Origin of the sequence: Nocardioides islandensis (genome assembly GCF_015352455.1) — a bacterium.
GTDB lineage: Bacteria > Actinomycetota > Actinomycetes > Propionibacteriales > Nocardioidaceae > Nocardioides > Nocardioides islandensis.
The window spans coordinates 143,220-164,817 of record NZ_JADKPN010000005.1 but is presented as its reverse complement, the minus strand read 5'-3'; the positions used below and the strand labels follow the sequence as shown (position 1 = coordinate 164,817).

Here is a 21,598-nt window from a genome sequence, read left to right as displayed (position 1 = left end):
GCACCCCTCTGCCGAGCCTGTGAGGCAGAGGAAAGGTGACTAGGTCGAGGAGCGTCGGCGCCCCCCGAGCTTGCTCGGGGGGCGCGACGCGTCTCGAGACCCGGTGAGCGATGAAGCAGCCTTTGCCCTCACCGGGTCTCGACACGGCCTCGCCCAGCGGCTCGGCCGGCTCGACCACCATGAACGCCGGCTCGACCACCATGAACGCCGGCTCGACCACCATGAACGCCGGGTCGGCCACCATGGAGACCGGCTCGACCAGCACGGTTCGCGTCCTGGGGGTCGACGGCTGCCCGGGTGGCTGGATCGGCGCGTGGCTGGTCGACGACGCCGTGTCCGTGGTGGTCGCGACGACGATCGCCGAGGTCGTGGCACGGGTCGAGGGGTGCGTGGTGGTCGGCATCGACATGCCGATGGGGCTGCCGGACTCGGGCGACCAGCGAGCCGCGGAGGCGCTGGCGCGCCGGCGGCTGCGGCCGGGGCGCAAGTCCTCGGTGTTCCCGACTCCGATGCGCGTGGCCTGCGAAGCGCCGACGTGGGCGGAGGCGAACGCGCTCAACAAGCAGGCGTGCGGGCGCGGGCTGAGCCACCAGGGGTTCGGGCTGACCCGCAAGATCCTGGAGGTGGACGCCTGGGTGAGGTCGGTGCCCGGCGTGACGGTGGCCGAGGTCCACCCGGAGGTGTCCTTCGCCGCGATCGACCCGTCGTGCGTCGTCGCGTCGAAGAAGACCGCCGCGGGACGGGCGGCCCGGGTCTCGGCGCTGGAGTCGACCGGGATGTCGCTGCCGGCCGTCGTCCGCGGTCCGGGGTACGCCGTCGACGACCTGCTCGACGCCTGTGTCGTCGCGTGGTCCGCCCGGCGGGTGGCCGTCGGGGAGGCCGTGTCGCTCCCGGATCCGCCCGAGGTCTTCTCCGACGGCATCCCGGCTGCCATCCGGGTCTGAACGACCGGCGCCGACAACCAACGGCGGGGACTTCGCGTCCCAGTGACGTGAAGACCCGTACCCTCGCCGCGATCTCGGCGAGCCTCGTCATCGGCGCACTCGGGATGCCGATTCCCGCCTCCGGGGCGTCGATCCCGGAGTGCACGAACGCCGACCTGACGGCGTCCTACCGCGGCGGCGACGCCGCCATGAGCCACGTCTACGGGCGGATCGTGCTGACCAACACCGGCGACCGCACCTGCGTGACAGGCGGGTACGGCGGCCTGTCGTACGTCGGCGGCGGGGACGGCACCCAGGTCGGGGCGGCCGCGGACCGGGAGGCGGGCACGGTGCGCCTGTACGTCCTCCAGCCCGGTGAGCGGGTGCACAGCCGCGTCGTCGAGACGTCGTTCGCGCCGTACCCCAAGGCCAGGTGCCGGCCGCGTCACGTCGACGGCTTCCGGGTGTACATCCCCGACGAGACCGCCTCGCAGTACATCCCGCACCCGACCACCGGCTGCGCCAACGTGAAGGTGCACCTCATTTCGCATCGCCCCTACCGGCGCTGAGACACTGGGCGGGTGACCTCGTCCCCGTTGCGCACCGACGTGCTGGTCGTCGGCGCCGGCCCCGCCGGGTCGGCGGCCGCGGCGTGGGCCGCCCAGGCCGGCCACGACGTGCTGCTGGCCGACGCGGCGGTGTTCCCGCGCGACAAGACCTGCGGCGACGGGCTCACCCCGCGGGCGGTGGCCGAGCTGCAGAAGCTGGGTCTCGAGGACTGGCTGCGCGCGCACACGGTCAACCAGGGCCTGCGGGCCCACGGCTTCGGACAGACCCTGCTGTTGCCTTGGCCGGGTGGCGCCCTGCCCGACTGGGGCTCGGCCGTTACCCGTACCGAGCTGGACGACCACCTGCGCACGACCGCGATCAAGGCGGGCGCCGAGGCGGTGGATGGCGCGCGAGCGGTCGGCGTACGCATGGACGGGTCGCGGGTGGCCGCGGTCGAGTTCGCCCGCGGGTCGCGCGACAGGTCGCGGCAGGGCGAGCGGTTCGAGGTCGCCTGCGACCGGCTGGTCGTGGCGGACGGCGTGCGCTCGCCGCTCGGCAAGCTGCTGGGCCGGGAGTGGCACCGGGAGACGGTCTACGGCGTCGCGGGCCGCTCGTACGCCGACTCCTCGATGTCCGACGACCCGTGGATCAGCTCGCACCTGGAGCTGCGCGACGAGCAGGGCGCGGTGCTGTCGGGGTACGGCTGGATCTTCCCGCTCGGCAACGGCGAGGTGAACGTCGGCGTCGGCACGCTGGCCACCGCCAAGCGACCCGCGGACGTGGCGATCAAGCCGCTGATGGCGTTCTACGCCGAGCAGCGGCGCGCGGACTTCGGGCTGGGCCAGGAGCTGCGGATGCCGACGTCGGCACTGCTGCCCATGGGGGGCGCGGTGTCGGGCGTCGCAGGCGCGAACTGGGCACTGATCGGCGACGCGGCCGCGTGCGTGAACCCGCTCAACGGCGAGGGCATCGACTACGGCCTGGAGACCGGACGGCTCGTCGTGGAGACGATGGCGACGCACCGTGACCTGTCGGCGGTGTGGCCGGCGCTGCTGCGCGAGCACTACGGCGAGGCGTTCTCCATCGCGCGCCGCCTCGCCGGGCTGGTGACGATCCCGCGGCTGCTGCCGACGCTCGGCCCGGCCGGGATGCGGTCGGACTGGCTGATGACGCTGGCCCTGCGCTGGATGGGCAACCTGGTCACCGAGGAGGACCGCGACCGTGCCGCCCGGGTCTGGCGCTGGGCGGGCCGTCGGTCGATCGCCCGCGACGCGCGCCCGCCGTTCGCCTGAGCTGCTCCGAACCACGGGTCATGGAGGGCTGGTACCGGGCGACGGGCGTCGCCACCCGGCTGGCGGTCCGGCTGCTCGACGTACGCCTGCACTACTCCGGCCTGGACAACGTGCCTCGAACGGGGCCGGTGGTGCTGGCGTCCACGCACGTGTCGTACCCGGACTTCCTCTGGATCGGGCTGGCCGCGCACGAGCGGGACCGCTGGGTGCGGTTCCTGACCCGCCACGACGTGTGGGACTCGCCGGCACGGCGGGCGATGGTCGGGATGCGACACGTGCCGGTCGACCGGGAGGCTCCCGCGGCGGCGTACCTGACCGCGCGGCGTCTGCTGCGAGAGGGCGAGGCGGTGGGGATCTTCCCGGAGGCCGGCATCTCGCACGCGTACGCCGTGCGCTCGCTGATGCGCGGACCTGCTGCGCTGGCGCGCGAGACCGGTGCTCCGCTGGTGCCGATGGCGCTGTGGGGCACGCAACGGATCGCGTCCGTGACGCGGCCGCGGCCGGACGGGACCAAGCACTCGCGGACGAGCCTGCGCCGGCACCGGCGGGTGGACGTGACGTTCGGAGCGCCGCTGTCCGTCGCCCCGGGCGAGGACCTGACCGGGGCCACGGTCCGGCTCGGGCACGCCATGACCGACCTCCTGGAGGGTCTGCAACGGCTGCCGGACCACGTGCCGGCACCGGGGGAGCACGCCCCCTGGTACCCCGCGCACCTCGGCGGGCACGCCCCGGACCGGGCCGAGGCGCTGGCCCTGGACAGCGTGCCGCGCTCGGCGGTGCCGCCGTCGTGGGGGCCACCTAGGGTGGCGCCATGACCTCGAACGACCTGAAGGCCCACCTCGTCGAGCGCCTCGGACTCCTGAACGCCTCGGTGCTCCACAAGCTCGACGGACTGTCCGAGTACGACCTGCGCCGGCCGATGACGCCGACGGCCACGAACCTGCTCGGGGTGGTCAAGCACCTGGCGAGCGTGCAGGCGGGCTACTTCGGCGCCACGTTCGGACGGCCCTTCCCGCGCACGGACGAGATGACCTGGTACTCCGACGAGAACGCCGACCCGCAGGACGACCTGTGGGTGAAGGCGGACCAGGCGAGCGAGTGGGTCATCGGCCTCTACCGGGACTCGTGGTCGCACGCGCAGGAGACGTTCGCGGCGCGGGACATCGACGCCGTGGGGACCGTGCAGTGGTGGCGGGAGCCGGAGGTCACCCTCGGACAGGTCGCGGTGCACATGGTCGACGAGACGGCCCGCCACGCGGGGCAGATGGACATCGTGCGGGAGCTGATCGACTCCGCCGTCGGCCGCCGTCCGGGAGACCCCAACATCCTCGACGGCTACGACTGGGCGGCCTACCACGCGCGCGTGGAGGCGGCTGCGCGCGAGGCCGGCTCGTGACGCGGTACGCCATCGTGGCTCCCGCGGCGATCCGCTCCGAGGCGGTCACCCTCGACGAGGACCTCGCCGCCACGGCGGACGGCGTCGTGCCGGTGGCGCCGGTCGAGGCGCTCACCCGGCCCTGAGCGCGGCGCGTGCGGCCGCCGGCGTCCCGGGCGTCGGGAACCATCGGGTGATGACGGCCGACTGCGCGAGGGTCCAGGCTCCGCTGCACGCCCAGTAGACGAGCAGGGCCAGCGGTACGACGCTGCCGGCCACGAGCAGCGAGACGGCCGAGGCCAGCGGCACCAGGTGCTGGGCGGTGGCCACCGCTTGCGGCAGCCCGTCGGTCACCGTGTTGGGCGCCACGACGTACCGCTGGGTCACGAAGGCGAGGCCGGCCGCGAGCAGGGCGAGGCCCGCCGTCACGGCGAGGTGGGCCGGGCCGAGGCCGACGTAGCCGCGGTCGGCGAGCGGAACTCCGAGGAAGGTCGCCGCACCCAGGGACGCGACCAGCGCCGGGGTCATCGCGCCGACCGACGTGCCGGCGGCCACCTGGCTGAGCAGGTGGTAGAGGGCGATCCAGACGGGCACCTGGAGGAGCATCGGCAGGCAGCCGAGGCGGGACTGTCCGTGCTCGGCGGCGATGGCGCGGCGCTCCTCCCGCAGCCGACGGATGCTCTCCAGGTCGGCGCGGTTGCGGTAGCGGTGGGACAGGTCGGCCAGCTGCGGTCGGGCGCGCGCTGCGGCGTGGGCGGACCGGACCCCGTGGACCACCAGCGGGAGGAGGGCGAGGCGGACGGTCATGACGACGGCGACGACGGACAGCGTCCAGGTGAGGCCCGTGGCGGGGTCGGCGCCGAGGGCGGTCAGGGTGGAGTGGAAGGAGGCGACGAGGGCGGCGAGGGCGTGCGACAACGGGTCGAGAACGGACATGCGAGAGCTCCTGGGGTTCGGACGGGGATGGGCTGAGGCGCTCGCGCAGGGGCGAGCGGTCAGGCCTGTCCGGGAGCGCGCCGGCGGATCGGGTGGTGCGTCGGGTCGGTGACCCGTCCCGGACCACGCCGGGGTGCGTGCGTGCGGTCCTCGACGTGCACGGTGGCCCACGCAGGAGCCAGGACGAGGCGTCCGGCGACGCAGACCATGGCGGCGACGGCGGCGGCCAGTGTCGCGACCACCAGCGTGGCCGGCGCATCGGCGCCGACGAGCAGGGTCGGCAGCACCAGGCCGAGGGCACCGGCGCACGACAGCGCGAGCGCGTGCGTCAGCCGGTGCATGCCGAGATCGTACGCCGCTCGGCCGAGGCGTCCTGGAGGACCAGCGCGGTGACCCGGCGCAGCAGGGCGGTCGCCTGCACCACGGCCCGTCCCTGGGTCAGGCCCGACTCCACGGCCTGCCCGAGCAGGCGATGTACCTCCGCGATGTCGGCGTCGTCGCTGGCCCGGCGCAGCGCGACGGCGAGGTGCGTGGCGTCGAGGCCGCCGTCGTCCGCGGTCGGGAGCTCACCGGCGCGGAGGAGGGCCGCGGCGAGGATCCCGAGGACGAGGGTGGCGTGGTACGAGGTACCGAGGACCTGGGTCCGGTCGGGTCCGCCGGTGGGGTCGAGGCCCGGTCCGGGGAGGTACCCGAGGCGCGCGTGCCTCTCGATGACGGTGTCCAGGGCGACGCCGGCGGCGGCCGTCCACGGGAGCCGGAGCATCGGCCACGCCCAGAGCAGCTCGGTGGTGAGGTCGAGGTTCTCGGCGTCCAGGGCGATGCCGAGCAGGGCGTCCAGGTCCTCGGCCAGCTCGACCGGGTCGCGTGGCGAGGTGAGCGGCCACAGCCCCAGGTCGGTGCCGTGCATGACGGCATGGGTCAGGTCGTACACGTCCTGGGTGCTGCACCGCAGCAGGTCGATCGGGCGGGCGAGGCTCGACCCGCGCAGCAGCCTGCGCCAGGCCGTCTCGTCGGGCTGCTCGCGCCGGACGTCGCGGAGCCACTGCCGCTGGAGCTCGGGGACGACGTACGGCGCTGGGCCGGTCGCCTCCTCGGCGAGGGCGAGGTCGAGCAGGACGTCGACCGCGGGGTCGCGGTCCCCGAGGTCGGAGAGCTGGACGTGCGTGAAGGCGAGCTCGAGTGCGCGACCGGGGTCGCGGCAGATACGGGGGGCGAGGTCGGCCGCACGCGCGCGGGGTGCGGTGGCGTCGTACAGGGTCTGCCACTCGGAGGTGTCCGCCTCGGTGCGCGTCGCCCGGAGCAGGAGCAGGGCTTCGCCGACGAGCTTCTCGGGGTCGAGGAGGCCGGGGTACGCGTCGAGGCTGCCGACGGCCTCCGCGGTGAGCGCGAGGCTCGAGGTGACGACGGCGCGGAGCTCGTCGCCGGTGGGAGGAAGGGGGATCCGGTGCGGCACCGTGGGATCAGCCCTCGCGCAGGCCGAGCTCGATGCCGCGGATCTCGGGGCCGGGCCAGCCGCAGGCCAGGTAGTTCCAGGGACCGACCGAGATGGTCAGCTCCTCGTTGGTGCGCAGGGCGGACTCGGCGAACTTGCTGAACACCGTGCCCGCCTTCTCGAGGTTGATGGCGCCGCTGTCGATGAGGGCCGAGACGACCTCTTCGCGCAGCGCGCTACGTGCGATCTCACGCATGGCTGTTCCTTCGGGTTGGGTGGCGTGGCCTGGTGCCACGCGACTGCTGCCGAGGAGGTGGGCTCACGGACGGGTGATACCTCGGGGCGACCGACGTCTCACATGTGCCGGTGTGAACCCGTACCACTCACGGGTGGTCCCTGCGTCGAGCGCGTGGCGCTCGGCGCGGTCGTTCGAGGAGGTTTCGACCACGCGCTGACGCGTGGCTCACGTCCGGCGGTGGAAGGTGGTGGATCCGTTGGGGTGGTGGTGGGTGGCCCAGGCGGGGTCGTGGGCGCGGTGGTGGTGGAAGGGGCAGAGGAGCTTGCCGTCGGCGAGGTTCGTCTTGCCACCGCGGGACCAGGGCTGCTGGTGGTGGTGGGCTTCGCACCAGGCGGCGGGGATGGTGCAGCCGTCGGCGGTGCATTGGCGGTCGCGGAGGGCCATGGCCTTGCGTTGGGGGCCGGTGAAGAGGCGTTTGCTGCGGCCGAGGTCGAGGATCTCTCCCTTGCCGCCGAGGACGACGGGGATGATGCCGGCCTGGCAGGCCAGCCGGCGGGTCTGTTCGGCGGTGAGCCGGTCCCCGGTGGAGGTCTCCGCGGTCCCGGTGCCGGACCGGAGGGTCTCGAGGTCGATCATCACCATGACGGTGGTGGCGGTCCCGCCGTGCTTGGGCAGGGCGTTGGTGGGGAGGTTCTCCAGGAGGGCGCAGAACGCCTCCCCACGACGTCGGGGTGCGGGCAGCTGGTCGACCTCGTCCCCGAGCGCGCCGCCGAGGGGTCCGCGTCGTGGTGCGGTGTAGGACTCCAGGTAGGTACGTAGCCGGTTCAGCACAGGCATGGGCATCCGGGCGTGGAGGTCTCCCGAACCGTCGCCACGGTCGCGGAAGGTGAGCCGGGTGACGGCCCGGGCCCTCCGGTCCTCGGCGAGGAGTCGCTGGTACTCCGCTTCGTCGGCGTCCTCGGGGGCGATGACCTCCAGCAGCCTGGCCCCGAGCCGTCGCAGCTCGGGTGGTCCGAAGTGGGCGGCCTCTCCGATCAGGTAGGCCTCGCCCTTGTCGCGGAGCTCGGGGTCCAGGTTCTTGGGGAGTCGCTCCAGGGCGTCGACGATCTCCCGGGCCTGCGCGACGTTCATGCCGCTGCTGCTCATCGCGGCCGTGATCGCCTCGCCACCGATGCGGGCGATCTTCTCCCGGACCCGGACCTGCCCGATCCCGTCGCGGGTCTCGGCGGCGAGCCAGTGGGCGGTGGACCGGGCGCCGGTCTCGATGGCGATGTCGTCGGAGACGGCCAGGACCCGGAGGCGGTCGGCCTCGGCCTTGGCGATCACCTGCGAGATCGCTGTCAGCCGTGCTTTCCGCTCGGCCACGGTCTGGTAGGTCGGGTCCACGCCGGCGAGGTCGTCGAGGGCGGCGTTGATCGCCGCGATCGGGGTCTCGGACCGGCTGGACATGGATCCATCCAAGCATCGACCACCGACACTCCAACGGCCCGGAAAGCCTTTGTCCACAAGGGATTCCGGGATACTGGCCAACGACTTTCGGGAGGTTGTCTCGGGCGGTGACCACAGCGGTCGACCACCCACGGACCTGCCAGCGGGCACGGCCTTCACCTGGCCACCGCCACCACCTACGGCGACCGGCCACCCCTGTTCGTTCGTCACCACCGCAACGCACGCGGAGCGTGAGCCGACGTCTCGTGACGGGACTTCGTCCCTCCTCGACCAGCGTGGGACTGCGTCCCTCCTCGTCCAGCGGGGGTTACCGGGTCTCGTGGCCCGACTCCTTCCGTCCTCGACCAGCGAGGGCGGTGCGGAGCGCGGCGATCGAGCTGATCGGGTCGACAACGACGTTGAGGACGCGGGCGACGGGTTCGGCGGCGATCAGCAGCGCGAGGGCGATGCCGACGGCGACGGTGAGGAGGACCGACCACCAGGTGGAGCCGGGCATCCAGTCCTCGTAGCCGCGGTACTCGAGGTACCGGACGACGAAGCCGTGGCAGAGGTAGACGACCAGGCTCCAGGCGCCCATCCGGGTCAGGAACGAACGCCGGCGCGGGACCAGGGCGAGAACAGCGAAGGAGCCCACGAGCGCAACGACGATGAGCCGGGCGCGGATCCACATGCCCTCGCCGTCGGAGGCGCCGAGCTCGGCGTACGGCGCACGGAAGTACAGGAACTGCGTGCTCCAGAAGTCGTCGGTGTGGTCGGCGATCCACCAGACGAACAGCACCCCGACGACTCCGACGACCCACGCACGGGGACGTCGCAGCAGGGCCAGGTGCGACGGCTGGAGGTGCAGGCCGATCACGAAGAACGGGAGGAAGCCCATCGCCCGGTTGATGTCGAACAGCTCCTGGTTGGTGAGGCCGCCCAGGAGAGAGATCGCGATCGCCACCACGACCATCAGGGGGTGCCACCGGAAGATCGGCGTCACGAGCCGCCACATCACGACCGCCGCGAGGTACCACATCGGCCAGCGCGGGTTCTGGAACCACTCGAGCCCGGGCGGAGCCTCGTCCAGCAGGACGCGCCAGTGGATCATCAGCCAGCCGATGACGATGTACGGCACCACCAGCGTGGTGACCAGCGCGAGGAGGTGCCGGCGGCTGTACCGGAACGTCCGGGAGAGGTAGCCCGTCACCAGCACGAACGCCGGGATGTGGAAGTAGTAGATGAAGTCGTAGGCGCGGTTCTTCTCGCCACCGTCGGGCACGAGCACCATCAGGTGGCCGACCACCACGATCGTGACCAGCACCATCTTGGCGTTGTCCAGCCACGGGTCGCGCGTCTTGGGCGCAGGAGCCACGGCAGGGCTCACGGCTGGGTTCACGGACGAGGACATCGCGAGAACCATAATCGGGTGCATGCCTCTGCCCCGGCGACAGCGCGTGGCGGCGTACGCCGTCATCGTCCGCGACGAACGGATCCTGCTGTCCCGGCTGGCTGACCGCATCTCGCGCGACGAGCTCTGGACGCTGCCGGGCGGCGGCCTCGACCACGGCGAGGACCCGCGCGACGCCGTCGTGCGCGAGATCAAGGAGGAGACGGGGCTCGACGCCTTCGTCGGGGAGCAGGCCCGCGTGTACTCCGCCCACATGCCGCACGCGAAGCGTGACGGGGGACGTTCGGACTACCACGCGCTGCGGATCGTGTACGACGCGTGGGTGCCGCCGGACGCCCCGGCTCCCCGCGTGCTCGAGGTCGACGGCTCGACGTCGGAGGCCGCCTGGCACCTCCTCTCCGACGTGCTCGACGGCACCGTGCCGACGGTGCCGATGGTCACCCAGGCGCTGGAGGACTGGTCGCCGTTCCGGATGCAGCGGGTGGGCGCCTACGCCCTGATCCGCAAGTGGGACGCCGTCCTCCTGGTGCGCTTCTCCGAGAAGGGCTTCCACACCGGTTCCTGGAGCCTGCCCGGCGGCGGACTCGACCACGGCGAGGCGCCGGCCGCGGCGCTGGTCCGTGAGGTCGAGGAGGAGTGCGGTGTCACCCCGGACGTCGGCGAGCTGCTGCTCGTGCACGACGAGCACTTCAGCGGGACGGCACCCTCGGGCCGGTACGAGGACTTCCATGCCGTCGCCCTGGTCTTCGCCGCCACGGTGCCGGACGACGCCGTACCGCGCGTGGTCGAGGTCGACGGCACGACCGACACCGTTGCCTGGGTGCCCGTCGCCGAGCTGACCGACGGCTCCCACCACGTCCTCGACGTCGTCCACGAGGCCTTGAACGCCGCCGACTAGGCTCATGCGGTGAACCCGCGCCACCGCCGACTGGTCATCCCGGTCGCGCTCGCGGCGCTGCTCCTGATCGTCGTGATCGCCGCTCTCTCGAAGTGAACCCCTGATGCCTGCCCAGCCCCTGCTCCGCGTGCTCACCCAGCTGCGCCAGCAGATCCTCGACCCGGACGCGTTGGTCCGCGCTGTCGCCTCCGGCCGCAGGAGAGGGACCGAGCCGCCACGCTGGCGCCGGGTGGAGCTCCGGTACGTCGACCTGAAGGCCGGCCGCCGGCTGCAGGTCACGGCGTACGACGACCGGCAGGCGCACACCTCCAACCACGATCCCGGCGACGACGCCCGTGACGCCGTGGACGCCCTCCTCGACGAGCCGTTCGGCAACTGGCACGTCGACACCGTCACCCAGTCGCACCAGGTGCGGGTCACCAAGAAGGGCGACGCGCTGTTGCACACCGCGGACCGCGAGGCCGAGGTCGAGGCCGGGCGGGACCACGACCGGGACAAGGGGAGGCTGCTGCCCGAGGACGACCCGGTGTTCGTCGCGCTCGGTCTCTCCGACCACGAGGGCCGGATGAAGCCCAGCCGGCAGGCGAAGTACCGCCAGGTCGAGGAGTTCCTGCGCATCCTCGACGCCTCCATCTCCGACGCCGTCGAGAAGGGCCACCTGCGCCGGCCGACGGCGGACGAGCCGCTGCGGATGGCCGACCTCGGCTGCGGCAACGGGTACCTCACGTTCGCGGCCCAGCGGTACCTCACCCACGTGCGCGACCTGCCCGTCACCGTCATCGGCGTCGACGTGAAGCAGCAGTCGACGGACCGCAACACCGCGCTCGCGACGGGGCTCGGGATGGACGCCGAGTTCGTGGTGAGCGGGATCGCGGACGTCACGCTCGATCCGGCTCCGGACGTCGTGCTGGCCCTCCACGCCTGCGACACCGCGACCGACGACGCGCTGGCCCGCGCCATCGAGTGGGGCGCGCCGCTCGTGCTCGCCGCGCCCTGCTGCCACCACGACATCGCCGCCCAGCTGCGCAAGAACCCGTCGCCCGCGCCGTACGCCATGCTCACCCGCCACGGCATCCTGCGCGAGCGGTTCGCCGACACCCTGACCGACGCGGTGCGCGCGAGCCTGCTGCGGATGCAGGGGTACCGCGTCGACGTGATGCAGTTCGTCGAGAGCAAGCACACCCCGCGCAACACCCTGCTGCGCGCAACCCGGACCGGCGGGCCGGTGACCGGCGGCGGCGTGCGCAAGGAGTACGACGAGCTGGTCGAGACCTGGGCGATCCGCCCGAAGCTGGCCGAGCTGCTGCACGCCGATGCGTGAGCGGTACCTCCTCGGCCTGACCGCGGTGCCCTTCGTGGTCGCTGCCGTCCTGCCCGGGGCGCTGCTCGGGGGCGACGAGGTGAGCCGCTTCCAGGACCCCGACATCATCGAGTCCAGCGCGCTGGCCGTCGTCGACGGCAACCTCGTCACGACCAACGACTCGGGCGACACCGGCCGGGTGTTCACCGTGGACCCGAGCACCGGCGAGACCACCAAGGTCACCCAGTGGTCCGACGACCCCACCGACGTCGAGGCCCTGGCGCCGGCCGGCGACGGCCTGGTCTGGGTCGGTGACATCGGCGACAACACGGCCAGGCGCGAGGCGGTGTCGGTGACGGAGGTCGACGTCGTCGGCGGCCGGCCACCCGGTCCGACGTACGAGCTCGTCTATCCCGAGGGCGCCCGCGACGCCGAGTCGCTGCTGGCCGACCCGGCGACCGGCCGGTTGTACGTCGTCAGCAAGGGCGTCTTCGGCGGCACGGTGTACGCCGCTCCGAGGCGGCTGTCGCCGGACCACGCGAACCGGCTGAAGGAAGTCGGCTCGGTGCTGGCCATCGCCACCGACGCGGCGTTCTTCCCCGACGGCCGGCACGTGATCGTGCGCAACTACACCGAGGCCGCGGTCTACACCTGGCCCGACCTCGTGGAGGTCGGGACTTTCGGGCTGCCGCACCAGGAGCAGGGCGAGGGCATCGCGGTGGCCGACGACGGCACGATCTACGCGTCGTCGGAGGGGCTGCGCTCCCCGGTCCTGCGCATCTCGCTGCCGGCCCAGGTACGGCGGGCGATGGCACCGCCGCCGACCCCGACGGCGACACCCTCCTCGACGACCAGCCCGACTCCCGCGCCCGGCAACCGGGTCGGCAAGGAGCTCCCCGAGGAGACGCCCGGTGAGCGTTCCGCCTGGGGCTGGGTCCTCGGCGGCGTCCTCGGGCTCGGCATCGTGCTGGTGCTCGTGCGCGCGATGCGGCCACGCTGACTCCCCCTCCGGGGCGAAGAGCAGCACCCCCGCGGTTCCCTAGGGTGACGCCATGGTCCGCCTCCGCCGCAGCAGCCCCGACCAGCGCGGCTGGACCCGACGCCGCGCAGGCAAGGGCTTCGTCTACCTCGACGAGTCCGGGAAGCGGCTGCCGGCCGAGGACGCCCAGCGGGTCAAGGACCTGGTGATCCCGCCGGCGTGGCAGGACGTCTGGGTCTGCCCGTGGCCGAACGGCCACCTGCAGGCGGTCGGTACGGACGACGCCGGCCGCCGTCAGTACCTCTACCACCCCGACTGGCGCACCCGCCGCGACGGTGAGAAGTTCCAGAAGATGCTGACGTTCGGCAAGGCGCTGTCGAAGGCGCGCGAGCAGGTGCTGGTCGACCTGGGCGCCGAGGGCATGTCCCAGGAGCGCGCGTGCGCGGTCGCCGTACGCCTGCTCGACCTCGGGTACTTCCGCATCGGCAACGACGTGTACGCCGAGGAGAACAACAGCTTCGGCCTGACCACCCTCGAGCGCAGGCACGTGCGGCGCGAGGGCAGGACGATGGTCTTCGACTTCGTGGGCAAGTCCGGGATCGAGCACCGGATCGAGATCGACGACGTGGGCGCGGTCGAGGCCCTCGAGGTGATGCGCCGGCGGCGGGGCGGCGAGGCCCGCCTGCTGGCCTGGAAGGACGGGCGGCGGTGGCGGCCGGTGGACTCCGACATGGTCAACCAGTACGTCGGACGGACCACCGGCATGGAGGCCACGGCCAAGGACTTCCGCACCTGGCACGCGACGGTCATCGCGGCGGCCGCGCTGGCGTCGGCCGGTGCACCCGCGACCAAGACGGCGCGCAAGAAGGCGGAGGTGGCGGCCATGAAGGAGGTCGCCGAGTTCCTCGGGAACACCCCGGCGCTCGCCCGCTCGTCGTACGTCGATCCCCGCGTGGTCGACGCCTTCGAGGAGGGGAGGACGATCGAGGCGGCGGTGAAGCGCCGCTACAAGACAGCCGACGCGCGCCAGGCATCCTTGGAGCGGGCCGTGCTGCGACTGCTCAAGGAGTGATCTCGATGGACGTGACGGTGGTCCGGGGCGACATCACCACCCAGGACGTGGACGCGGTCGTCAACGCGGCCAACAGCCGGATGCGTGGCGGCGGTGGGGTCGACGGCGCGATCCACCGCGCCGGCGGTCCGGCCGTGCTCGAGGACTGCGTACGCCGCTTCCCCCACGGGCTGGCCACCGGCGACGCCGGCTGGACGACGGCCGGGAACATGCCGGCCGAGTGGGTCATCCACGTGGTCGGCCCCAACTACAACGCGGGGCAGCGGGACCGGTCGCTGCTCACCTCCTGCTACTCGCGCGCACTCGCGGTCGCCGACGAGCTCGGCGCGCGGGGCGTCGCCTTCCCGCTGGTCTCGGCCGGCATCTACGGTTGGCCCAAGGACGACGCGATCGCCGCCGCGGTGGACACGCTGCGCGGGACCGACACCCACGTCGAGGAGGCGCGGCTGGTCGCGTTCGACGCCGCGACGTACGACGCGATCAAGGCCGCCCTGGATGGCTGACCGCCGATCATCCGTCCGGCCGGTGTTCGTGCTCCACGACCACCGCAAGCCGGCGCCGCACTTCGACCTGCGGCTCGAGGAGGACGGCGTCCTCAAGTCGTGGGCGGTGCCCCGCGGCCTGCCGACCGACTCCCGCAGCGACCGTCTCGCGGTGCAGGTCGGCGACCACGAGCTCGACCACGCGACGTACACCGACGACACCAAGTTCATCGCCGACGCCGGCTGGTGGGAGCTCGAGGACCGGACCGCCAAGCGGTTCGTGTTCGTGCTGCACGGGCAGGATGGCGCGCGGCGGTACGCGATGATCACCACCGACCCCGACACCAACGACCGGTTGCTGCACCTGGTGAAGAAGCAGCCCTAGCCCACGCTGGTCGAGCCGTGAGGCCGGCCACGGCCGAGCGCGTCGAGACGCCGTGAGCGTCCCGCGGTCTCGACACGGGCTCGCCCAGGAGGCTCGCCCGGCTCGACCACCACTACGAGTGGTCGACGATCCAGTCGATGCAGGCGGTCAGGGCCTCGACGTCGGAGGGGTCGATGGCGGGGTACATCGCGATGCGCAGCTGGTTGCGGCCGAGCTTGCGGTAGGGCTCGGTGTCCACGATGCCGTTGGCGCGGAGGGTGGCGGCGACGTCGTCGGCGACGATCGAGTCGTCGAAGTCGATGGTGCCGATCACCAGTGAGCGGTGCGACGGCTCGGGGACGTAGGGAGTGGTGTACTCCGTCTTCTCCGCCCAGCCGTACAGGGCGTCGGAGGACGCCGTGGTGCGCTCGACCATGCCGGCCAGGCCGCCCTCGCCGTTCATCCAGTCGAGCTGCTCGGCCATCAGGAACAGCGTCGCGACCGAGGGGGTGTTGTAGGTCTGGTTGAGCCGCGACTGGGTGATCGCGATGTCGAGGTCGAAGAACGCCGGGATGTGCCGGCCCGACTGCTTGACCTGCCCGACCCGCTCGATGGCCGCCGGCGACATGATCGCGACCCAGAGGCCGCCGTCGGAGGCGAAGCACTTCTGCGGTGCGAAGTAGTAGACGTCGGACTCGTTGAGGTCGACGGGCAGGCCGCCCGCGCCGGAGGTGGCGTCGATGAGCACCAGGGCCTGCTCGGCCGTCGTACCCTCCGGGCGCTCGACCGGCGCCATCACCGCGGTCGACGTCTCGTTGTGCGCCCATGCGTAGACGTCGATGCCGTCCTCGGCGACGGCGACGGGGCGCGAGCCCGGGTCGGCCTTGATCACCGACGGGTCCGACAGCCACGGCGCGTCGGTGGCCGCCTTGGCGAACTTCGAGGAGAACTCGCCGAACGACAGGTGCTGGCTCTTCTCGCGGATCAGCCCGAACGTCGCGACGTCCCAGAACGCCGTCGCCCCACCGTTGCCGAGCACGACCTCGTAGTCGGCCGGCATCGAGAACAGGGCGGCCAGCCCGTCGCGCACCCGGCCGACCACCTGGCGCACCGGCGCCTGGCGGTGGGACGTGCCCATCAGCGACGAACCGGTGGCCGCGAGGGCGTCGAGGTGCCCGGTCTGGATCTTGGAGGGGCCGGCGCCGAACCGTCCGTCGGCGGGCTTGAGGTCGGCGGGGATCGTGAGCGTCACGGGCCCTAGTGTGTCAGCCGCCAAGACCCGAATCCCGTGCGAAGGACGTCGATGGACAGTGACGTGATCCTCAGCGTCCCGTTCATGCACCCGGACGCGCAGCGGCTCGTGGAGGAGGTCCAGGCGGAGTACGTCGTGCGGTACGGCGGCCGCGACAACACCCCCATCGACCCGCAGGCGTTCGAGCCGCCGGACGGCCTGTTCCTGGTCGCCTACCGCGACGGGGTCCCGGTCGCGACCGGCGCCTGGAGGCGTCGCGACGACGTGGAGGTGTTCGGCACCCGGCGCACGGCCGAGATCAAGCGGATGTACGTGACGCCGCAGGCCCGGGGAACGGGCCTGGCCCGGCGCATGCTCGCCCGTCTCGAGGACACCGCCGCCGATGTGGGGTCGGAGGCGATGGTCCTCGAGACGGGCACGGCGCAGCCCGAGGCCATGGCGCTCTACGAGAGCTCGGGCTACGCACGCATCGAGAGCTTCGGTCACTACCGGTGGTCACCGAGCAACCGCTGCTACGCGAAGCGGATCGCGCGGATCAGCTCTCCCTGACGCTGGCCTTGGCGTTGCCCAGGTTGATGACGGTGCCGGCGGCGGTCCCGCTCAGGAGCGTGATCCGCAGGGCCGTGACCTTGAGGCCGCGGGCGTCGGACTGGTCGGTGATCCCGGTCTGGATGCTGATCAGCGCGCCCAGCTCCGGAGGCAGCTCCGGCGCCGACCCGAGCGGCAGCGTGTAGGACTGGCCCTGGAAGGTCAGCATGCCCGGGATCGTGCCCTCGGTGTCGCGCTTGACCAGCCCGCCGTGCCGGTTGGTGGCCAGGTTGACCCGTCCCACGATCCCGTCGATGGTCAGCGCCGTGTCGCCGGAGCCGAGCGCGACGTGAGCCACGGAGCCCTCGGTCCACGCGGTGACCTCGCCGAGCTGGTTGACGTCGCCGAAGGCGCGGCCCTGCAGGGCGCCGAGCTGCACGCCCGGGATGTCCACGGCCGCGAGTGCCTTGCTCTTCACCTGGCCACCGGTGCCCTGGCAGGGCAGCTGCTTGGGCACGATGTCGCCGATGTGCGCGGTGCCGCCGACCAGGTCGGCGTCCGCGGCCCAGCCGCTGCCGCCCATCACGGCGTACGGCATGTCGGCGAGGATCCGCGCGTAGCTGCGGCCGATCTTCAGCGAGGAGTCGTCGGCGGTGCCCGGCGTCTGGTCCTGTCCGTAGAGCGTCACGCGCAGCGACAGCGCCATCGCGACCGCCTGCCGGGCGCCGACGCCGGTGCGCGAGGCGCCGAGCTCGAGCCGGCCGAGGCCGGGGATCTCGATCGCGCCGCTGTTCTGCTGGAGCAGGTCGACCACCTGGTCCAGGGTCGGCGCGACCTGTCCGTTGACCAGGTCCAGCAGCTGCTGGAGCGGCTCGTCGAGCGGCGTACCGGTCGGCGGGACCACCAGGTTGATGTCGAGCACGCCCGAGTCGGTGGCGGCGTGCAGCTGGCCGTCGGTGGTCGCCCATGCGCGGGCGGTCGTCGTGAGGCCGGTGATGGTCAGGCTCGGCGTCGGGACCTGCGAGTCCTGCAGGCCGAGGACGACGTTGGCCACGGTCGAGGTGCTCTCGGTGCCGGCGGCGATGCCCTGCTTCTTGTGCTTGAAGGTGTGGCTGGCGCTGGTGATCGCCCCGAGCCTGATGAGCGGGTTGTTGTTGGGCGCGTCGACCGCGAGCACCTGGTTGGTCTTGGTGCGGCCGGCCTGGCGCGTGCACCCGATCCAGCTCGGTGCGGTGCGGCCGGACCGGAGCTCTCCGGAGGCCGCCTTGACCTTGGTGCCGTAGGCGAAGGACGTGAACGCGAAGTCGGTCGGACGACCGGCTGCCTGGGCGGCGGGTGCTCCCGACACCGCCGCCAGTGCCGTGGCGATGGCCGTGGTCGTGAGCAGAGCCACGAGCCGGCCGGCTGATCTCCGGACTGATGCCTTGTCAGATTTCATGGGGGGTTCCCTCCCGAGGCCGTCAACAAAACAGAACATCTCGTCAACGACCCGGTAACTCACCCGTTACGGAGGTCTAGTCGTGCTACCCGCGCACGTCGAGCACCGTGCGCACGCCGGTGGCCGCACGGAGGTCGCCGACGGCCTCGTTGACCTCGTCCAGCGGACGGCGGGAGGTCACCATCGCCTCCAGGTCGAGCCGGCCGTGTCGCCACAGGTCGAGGATCCGCGGGAAGTCGCGGTGCGGGTCGGCCGAGCCGAGGTAGCAGCCGATCAGCTTCTTCTCGTAGAAGGCGTGGGGGAGGGCACGGAGGGACACCGCGTCCTCGGTCGAGGGGATGCCGACCATCACGGTCGTGCCGCCGTTGCGGGTCGCCTTGAGAAGGGTCCCGACCACGTCGCCGCGGCCGACCGCGTCGAAGGTGTAGTCGGCGCCCCGGCCCTCGGTCAGGTCGCGCGCGGCCTCCTCGACCTTGTGCTCGGCCGGGTCGAGGACGTGCGTGGCGCCGAAGCGGGTGGCCTGCTCGCGGCGCTCGGTGCTGGGGTCGACGCCGAGGATCGTGGTCGCCCCGGCGATGCGGGCGCCCTGGACGATCGACAGCCCGACGGCGCCGAGCCCGCTGACCACGACCGAGGCGCCGACGGGCACCGCGGCGGTGTTGAGCACGGCGCCGATGCCGGTCTGCACGGCGCAGCCGACGACGGCGGCGAGGTGGGTCGGTACGTCGGCGGGGATCCGGACCGCCGCTGCGGCGGGCACCACGGTGCGCTCGGAGAACGCCGCCAGCACCAGCCCGCGGCGTACCGGCTGCCCGCGCCAGGACAGGCGGGTCGATCCGTCCGGGTACGCGCCGCCGACGAGGCCCGAGTACGTCTGGCACAGCGTGCGCTGGCCGCGCACGCACCAGTAGCACCGGCCGCACGAGGGCGCCATCGTCAGCACCACGGGGTCGCCGGGTGCCAGGTCCGTGACACCCGCCCCGACCTCGGCCACCACTCCGGCGGCCTCGTGACCGAGCACGACCGGAAGCCCGGTGCGCAGGGAGCCGTCGAGGTAGTGCACGTCGGAGTGGCACACCCCGCAGTGGTGCACGTCCACGGCCACCTCGCCCGCGCGCGGCGGGTCGAGCTGGACCTCGTCCACGACGAGGTCGGCGCCGACCTCGGTGAGCAGGGCCGCCCGGATCGTCGTCGTGGTCACGGGGCCATCTTGGCGTCGCGGGCCGGCGAGCAGTCCGGCGGGTTGAGGCAGATGCCTCATGCGCTGTCCCGCCGTACGGGGCCATGGTCGAGGCATCGATCCGATCCGTCGAGCCGAGGAGGCCGCGATGCCGCAGGTCATGGACGTCCACGAGAACAGGCGGTCGCCCCGTGTGGCGGCACAGGGTGCGTCGGTGCTGCCTCCCGGCGCCGACGAACGCATCGCCGGCAGCGGCGTGATGGGGCTGGCGTTCGAGTCGGGCGACTACTTCTCGTTGCGCTGCATGACCCCGAGCTTCGGTGACCCGTACACCGCGGTGTGGCACCGCAACCCCGACGAGGAGTGGGTCGTCTACACGACGACAGCGCCGGAGCTCAGCTGCGAGCGGTACATCGGCGCGGCCTGCGCCCATCCGTCCGTGCGCACCCCGATCGACGTGGAGTGGCTCGACGACTGGACCTTGCGTGTCTCGGTCCCCGGCATCCTCGAGTGGACGGTCGCCCTCACGACGACCCCGCTGACGCGGGCGATGAGCGCCGCGGGACGGCTGATGCCGCACGGGATGTGGGTCAACCGTGCCGTCCTGGCGTGGATGGGGCGGATGGCCGGACCGGCGCTCGGCGTGGGCAAGGTACGGCTCTCGGGAGTGATGCCGAACCGGCAACGCTTCACGGCGGCTCCCGTCGAGATCTGGAAGGTCGTGGAGAGCCGGGCGACCATCCTGGACCGGGACGCGGGGGCGCCGAAGCCCCTGCCCCGGCAGACCCGTCTCGGCGGCTTCTGGCTGCCGCAGAGGGGGATCTTCATGTGCGGGTTCGGGCACTTCGAGAACTTCGACCCCGAGCGCCACGTCTCGGCGGCCGCGCACAACAGGGAGCTCCTCACCCGGACCGTGTGAGTCGGGCTTCCTGTGTCCGTGCGGGACCGTGAGGATGGGTCCATGTCAGCCGGGGCGTCCGGAACGCGCCGTACCGAGCTCCTGGCCGCTCTGTCGATCGCCATCGACCTCGGCCTGGGTCAGCCCGCCGAGCACGTCCTCCGGTCGTCGGTCATCGCGACGCGACTGGCCGACCGGCTCGGGCTCAGCCCCCAGCAGCGCGACACCGCCTTCTACACGACGCTGGTGATGTGGATCGGCTGTCACGCCGAGTCGCACGAGTACGTGCGCTGGTTCGGTGACGACATCGCCGTCAAGCAGGCGGCGTACCTCGTCGACTGGAACGGCGTGCCCTACATGCGGTTCCTCATGGGCAACGTCGCGCACGGCTCGCCGCTGCCGCAGCGCCTGAGGGTCATCGCCCAGCTGATGGGCAACCCGAAGAAGCACCTGGGCGACCTCGTCCACTCCCACTGTGCGTCGGCATCCCTGCTGGCCGGGGAGATGGGACTGCCGGCGGAGGTGCAGACCGCGCTGCGCGCCACGTTCGAGCGGTACGACGGCCAGGGCGGACCCGCCGGGATCGCGGGCGATGCCATCCCCGTCGAGATGCGAGTCGCGCAGCTGGCCGACCTCGTCGAGGTGCACGACCGCACCTACGGCCCGGGCGGCGCGGAGCACCTGGTGCGCTCACGAAGCGGCGGGCAGTTCGACCCGGCCGTGGCGGCCGCCTTCCTGGCGGACCCCGAGGGTGTCCTCGAGCCGCCCGCGGGTGGCGACTACTGGCGCGCCGTGGTCGAGGCCGCGCCCGACCACCACCAGCCGTTGAGCGAGCCCGATCTCGACCGGGTGCTCGTGGCCATGGGCGACTTCGCCGACCTGAAGTGCCCCTTCACGCTCGGGCACTCCCGGGCCGTCGCCGATCTCGCCGCCCGCGCGGCCGCGGCCCTGGGTCTCGACGAGGTCGATGCCGTCCGGCGCGCGGGACACGTCCACGACATCGGGCGCATCGGCATCTCGAGCCGGATCTGGGAGCAGGTCGGTCCGCTCGGCGCCGAGCAGTGGGAGCGCGTCCGCCTGCACCCGTACCTCAGCGGGCGGATCATCGAGCGGGTGGCCGGCCTCGCCGACGTCGCCAGGCTGGTCGCCAACCACCACGAGCAGCCGAACGGGTCGGGGTACCCCAAGGGTCTCCCCGCCGCCGCGCTGCCCCTCGCCGACCGCGTCCTGGCCGCCGCCGTCGCCTACGAGTCGGCGCTCGAGCCGCGACCGTACCGAGCGGCGTACGGCGCCGAGGAGGCTGCCGCGCGGCTGCGCGAGCGCGCCACCTCCGGTCGGCTCGACGCCGCGTCGGTCGCCGCCGTGCTCGAGGTGGCCGGTCACCGACCCCTCAAGGCGGCCCGCACCGACGGGCTGACGCCCCGCGAGGCCGAGATCCTGGTCCACGTGGCCCGGGGCGACTCGAACCGGGCGATCGCCGAGCGGCTCACGCTGTCGGAGAAGACCGTCCGCAACCACGTCGAGCGGATCTACACCAAGATCGCCGTGAACAACCGGATCGGCGCCAGCCTGTACGCCCTCGAGCACGGGCTGGTCGCACGCGGGAGCTGACCCGTCCCGGTC

The 21,598-nt window shown here is 72.5% G+C and carries 24 protein-coding genes; 15 read left to right on the top strand and 9 right to left on the bottom strand.

Translation table 11 applies throughout. The features are described 5' to 3' along the window. Positions 1–110: 110 nt before the first annotated feature. Genes ISU07_RS10890 through ISU07_RS24460 form a run of 6 tightly spaced genes read left to right on the top strand, consistent with a single transcriptional unit; the run spans position 111 to position 4,285 of the window. On the top strand, positions 111–944 hold the full coding sequence (locus tag ISU07_RS10890; RefSeq protein WP_194706812.1) for a DUF429 domain-containing protein: 834 nt from the start codon (positions 111–113) through the stop codon (positions 942–944). Between the two features lie 47 nt (positions 945–991). After that, positions 992–1,492 (top strand): DUF4232 domain-containing protein, encoded by a 501-nt coding sequence (locus ISU07_RS10885; RefSeq protein ID WP_194706811.1) that lies wholly within the window; start codon positions 992–994, stop codon positions 1,490–1,492. Positions 1,493–1,504: 12 nt separating this feature from the next. Beyond that, positions 1,505–2,764, top strand: coding sequence for a geranylgeranyl reductase family protein (locus ISU07_RS10880; RefSeq protein ID WP_194706810.1), 1,260 nt, complete (start codon positions 1,505–1,507; stop codon positions 2,762–2,764). 20 nt (positions 2,765–2,784) lie between these two features. Continuing rightward, the gene (locus ISU07_RS10875) at positions 2,785–3,579 is read left to right on the top strand and encodes a lysophospholipid acyltransferase family protein (protein WP_194706809.1); all 795 of its coding nucleotides are present in this window, start codon (positions 2,785–2,787) and stop codon (positions 3,577–3,579) included. Next, entirely contained in the window at positions 3,576–4,160 is a 585-nt protein-coding gene (locus tag ISU07_RS10870; protein ID WP_194706808.1) for a DinB family protein, read from the top strand. Before ISU07_RS10875 ends, ISU07_RS10870 begins: the two co-directional genes overlap by 4 nt. Then, complete coding sequence (locus tag ISU07_RS24460; RefSeq protein ID WP_267238918.1) at positions 4,157–4,285, top strand: hypothetical protein; 129 nt, start codon at positions 4,157–4,159, stop codon at positions 4,283–4,285. The genes ISU07_RS10870 and ISU07_RS24460 overlap by 4 nt, the downstream gene beginning before the upstream one ends. Here ISU07_RS24460 and yidC read toward each other — a convergent pair. From yidC to ISU07_RS10840, 6 genes are all read right to left on the bottom strand, one after another. Next, positions 4,272–5,075, bottom strand: coding sequence for a membrane protein insertase YidC (yidC, locus tag ISU07_RS10865; protein ID WP_194706807.1), 804 nt, complete (start codon positions 5,073–5,075; stop codon positions 4,272–4,274). The two genes, ISU07_RS24460 and yidC, sit on opposite strands and share 14 nt — an antisense overlap. 59 nt (positions 5,076–5,134) lie before the next feature. Next, complete coding sequence (locus tag ISU07_RS10860) at positions 5,135–5,416, bottom strand: hypothetical protein (RefSeq protein ID WP_194706806.1); 282 nt, start codon at positions 5,414–5,416, stop codon at positions 5,135–5,137. Continuing rightward, positions 5,404–6,528 (bottom strand): DUF6895 family protein, encoded by a 1,125-nt coding sequence (locus ISU07_RS10855; RefSeq protein ID WP_194706805.1) that lies wholly within the window; start codon positions 6,526–6,528, stop codon positions 5,404–5,406. The genes ISU07_RS10860 and ISU07_RS10855 overlap by 13 nt, the downstream gene beginning before the upstream one ends. Before the next feature lie 7 nt (positions 6,529–6,535). Then, complete coding sequence (locus ISU07_RS10850) at positions 6,536–6,763, bottom strand: hypothetical protein (RefSeq protein ID WP_194706804.1); 228 nt, start codon at positions 6,761–6,763, stop codon at positions 6,536–6,538. 207 nt (positions 6,764–6,970) lie between these two features. Continuing rightward, positions 6,971–8,194 carry an HNH endonuclease signature motif containing protein gene (locus ISU07_RS10845; protein ID WP_194706803.1) on the bottom strand — a complete coding sequence of 408 codons (1,224 nt, stop codon included), beginning with the start codon at positions 8,192–8,194 and terminating at the stop codon, positions 6,971–6,973. Between the two features lie 307 nt (positions 8,195–8,501). Beyond that, positions 8,502–9,584 carry an acyltransferase family protein gene (locus tag ISU07_RS10840; RefSeq protein ID WP_194706802.1) on the bottom strand — a complete coding sequence of 361 codons (1,083 nt, stop codon included), beginning with the start codon at positions 9,582–9,584 and terminating at the stop codon, positions 8,502–8,504. A 22-nt stretch (positions 9,585–9,606) separates the two neighbouring features. On the opposite strand from ISU07_RS10840, the gene ISU07_RS10835 reads away from it, so the two are divergent. The 6 genes from ISU07_RS10835 (at position 9,607) to ISU07_RS10810 (ending at position 14,700) form a co-directional block, all read left to right on the top strand. Beyond that, positions 9,607–10,482, top strand: a complete 876-nt coding sequence (locus ISU07_RS10835; RefSeq protein ID WP_194706801.1) for an NUDIX hydrolase — start codon at positions 9,607–9,609, stop codon at positions 10,480–10,482. Between the two features lie 103 nt (positions 10,483–10,585). Further along, positions 10,586–11,803: a class I SAM-dependent methyltransferase gene (locus ISU07_RS10830; RefSeq protein ID WP_194706800.1), complete on the top strand. Its 1,218-nt coding sequence runs from the start codon at positions 10,586–10,588 to the stop codon at positions 11,801–11,803. Further along, positions 11,796–12,782, top strand: a complete 987-nt coding sequence (locus ISU07_RS10825; protein WP_194706799.1) for a YncE family protein — start codon at positions 11,796–11,798, stop codon at positions 12,780–12,782. The genes ISU07_RS10830 and ISU07_RS10825 overlap by 8 nt, the downstream gene beginning before the upstream one ends. A gap of 52 nt (positions 12,783–12,834) precedes the next feature. Beyond that, positions 12,835–13,833, top strand: coding sequence for a DNA topoisomerase IB (locus ISU07_RS10820; protein ID WP_194706798.1), 999 nt, complete (start codon positions 12,835–12,837; stop codon positions 13,831–13,833). A 5-nt stretch (positions 13,834–13,838) separates the two neighbouring features. Beyond that, positions 13,839–14,336 (top strand): O-acetyl-ADP-ribose deacetylase, encoded by a 498-nt coding sequence (locus tag ISU07_RS10815; RefSeq protein ID WP_194706797.1) that lies wholly within the window; start codon positions 13,839–13,841, stop codon positions 14,334–14,336. Beyond that, entirely contained in the window at positions 14,329–14,700 is a 372-nt protein-coding gene (locus ISU07_RS10810) for a DNA polymerase ligase N-terminal domain-containing protein (RefSeq protein ID WP_194706796.1), read from the top strand. Before ISU07_RS10815 ends, ISU07_RS10810 begins: the two co-directional genes overlap by 8 nt. A 112-nt stretch (positions 14,701–14,812) precedes the next feature. Here the strand turns inward: ISU07_RS10810 and serC are convergent, their stop codons facing one another. Further along, the gene (gene serC, locus ISU07_RS10805; RefSeq protein WP_194706795.1) at positions 14,813–15,931 is read right to left on the bottom strand and encodes a phosphoserine transaminase; all 1,119 of its coding nucleotides are present in this window, start codon (positions 15,929–15,931) and stop codon (positions 14,813–14,815) included. Positions 15,932–15,982: 51 nt separating this feature from the next. On the opposite strand from serC, the gene ISU07_RS10800 reads away from it, so the two are divergent. Further along, entirely contained in the window at positions 15,983–16,480 is a 498-nt protein-coding gene (locus tag ISU07_RS10800; RefSeq protein ID WP_194706794.1) for a GNAT family N-acetyltransferase, read from the top strand. Here ISU07_RS10800 and ISU07_RS10795 read toward each other — a convergent pair. After that, positions 16,467–17,897 (bottom strand): choice-of-anchor P family protein, encoded by a 1,431-nt coding sequence (locus tag ISU07_RS10795; RefSeq protein ID WP_194706793.1) that lies wholly within the window; start codon positions 17,895–17,897, stop codon positions 16,467–16,469. The genes ISU07_RS10800 and ISU07_RS10795 overlap by 14 nt on opposite strands. An 85-nt stretch (positions 17,898–17,982) precedes the next feature. Continuing rightward, complete coding sequence (locus ISU07_RS10790; RefSeq protein ID WP_194706792.1) at positions 17,983–19,098, bottom strand: Zn-dependent alcohol dehydrogenase; 1,116 nt, start codon at positions 19,096–19,098, stop codon at positions 17,983–17,985. Positions 19,099–19,225: 127 nt separating this feature from the next. Here ISU07_RS10790 and ISU07_RS10785 point away from each other — a divergent pair, with 127 nt between their 5' ends. Then, entirely contained in the window at positions 19,226–19,996 is a 771-nt protein-coding gene (locus tag ISU07_RS10785; protein ID WP_228521676.1) for a hypothetical protein, read from the top strand. A gap of 42 nt (positions 19,997–20,038) precedes the next feature. Continuing rightward, the gene (locus ISU07_RS10780; RefSeq protein WP_194706791.1) at positions 20,039–21,586 is read left to right on the top strand and encodes an HD domain-containing phosphohydrolase; all 1,548 of its coding nucleotides are present in this window, start codon (positions 20,039–20,041) and stop codon (positions 21,584–21,586) included. Positions 21,587–21,598: the final 12 nt, after the last annotated feature.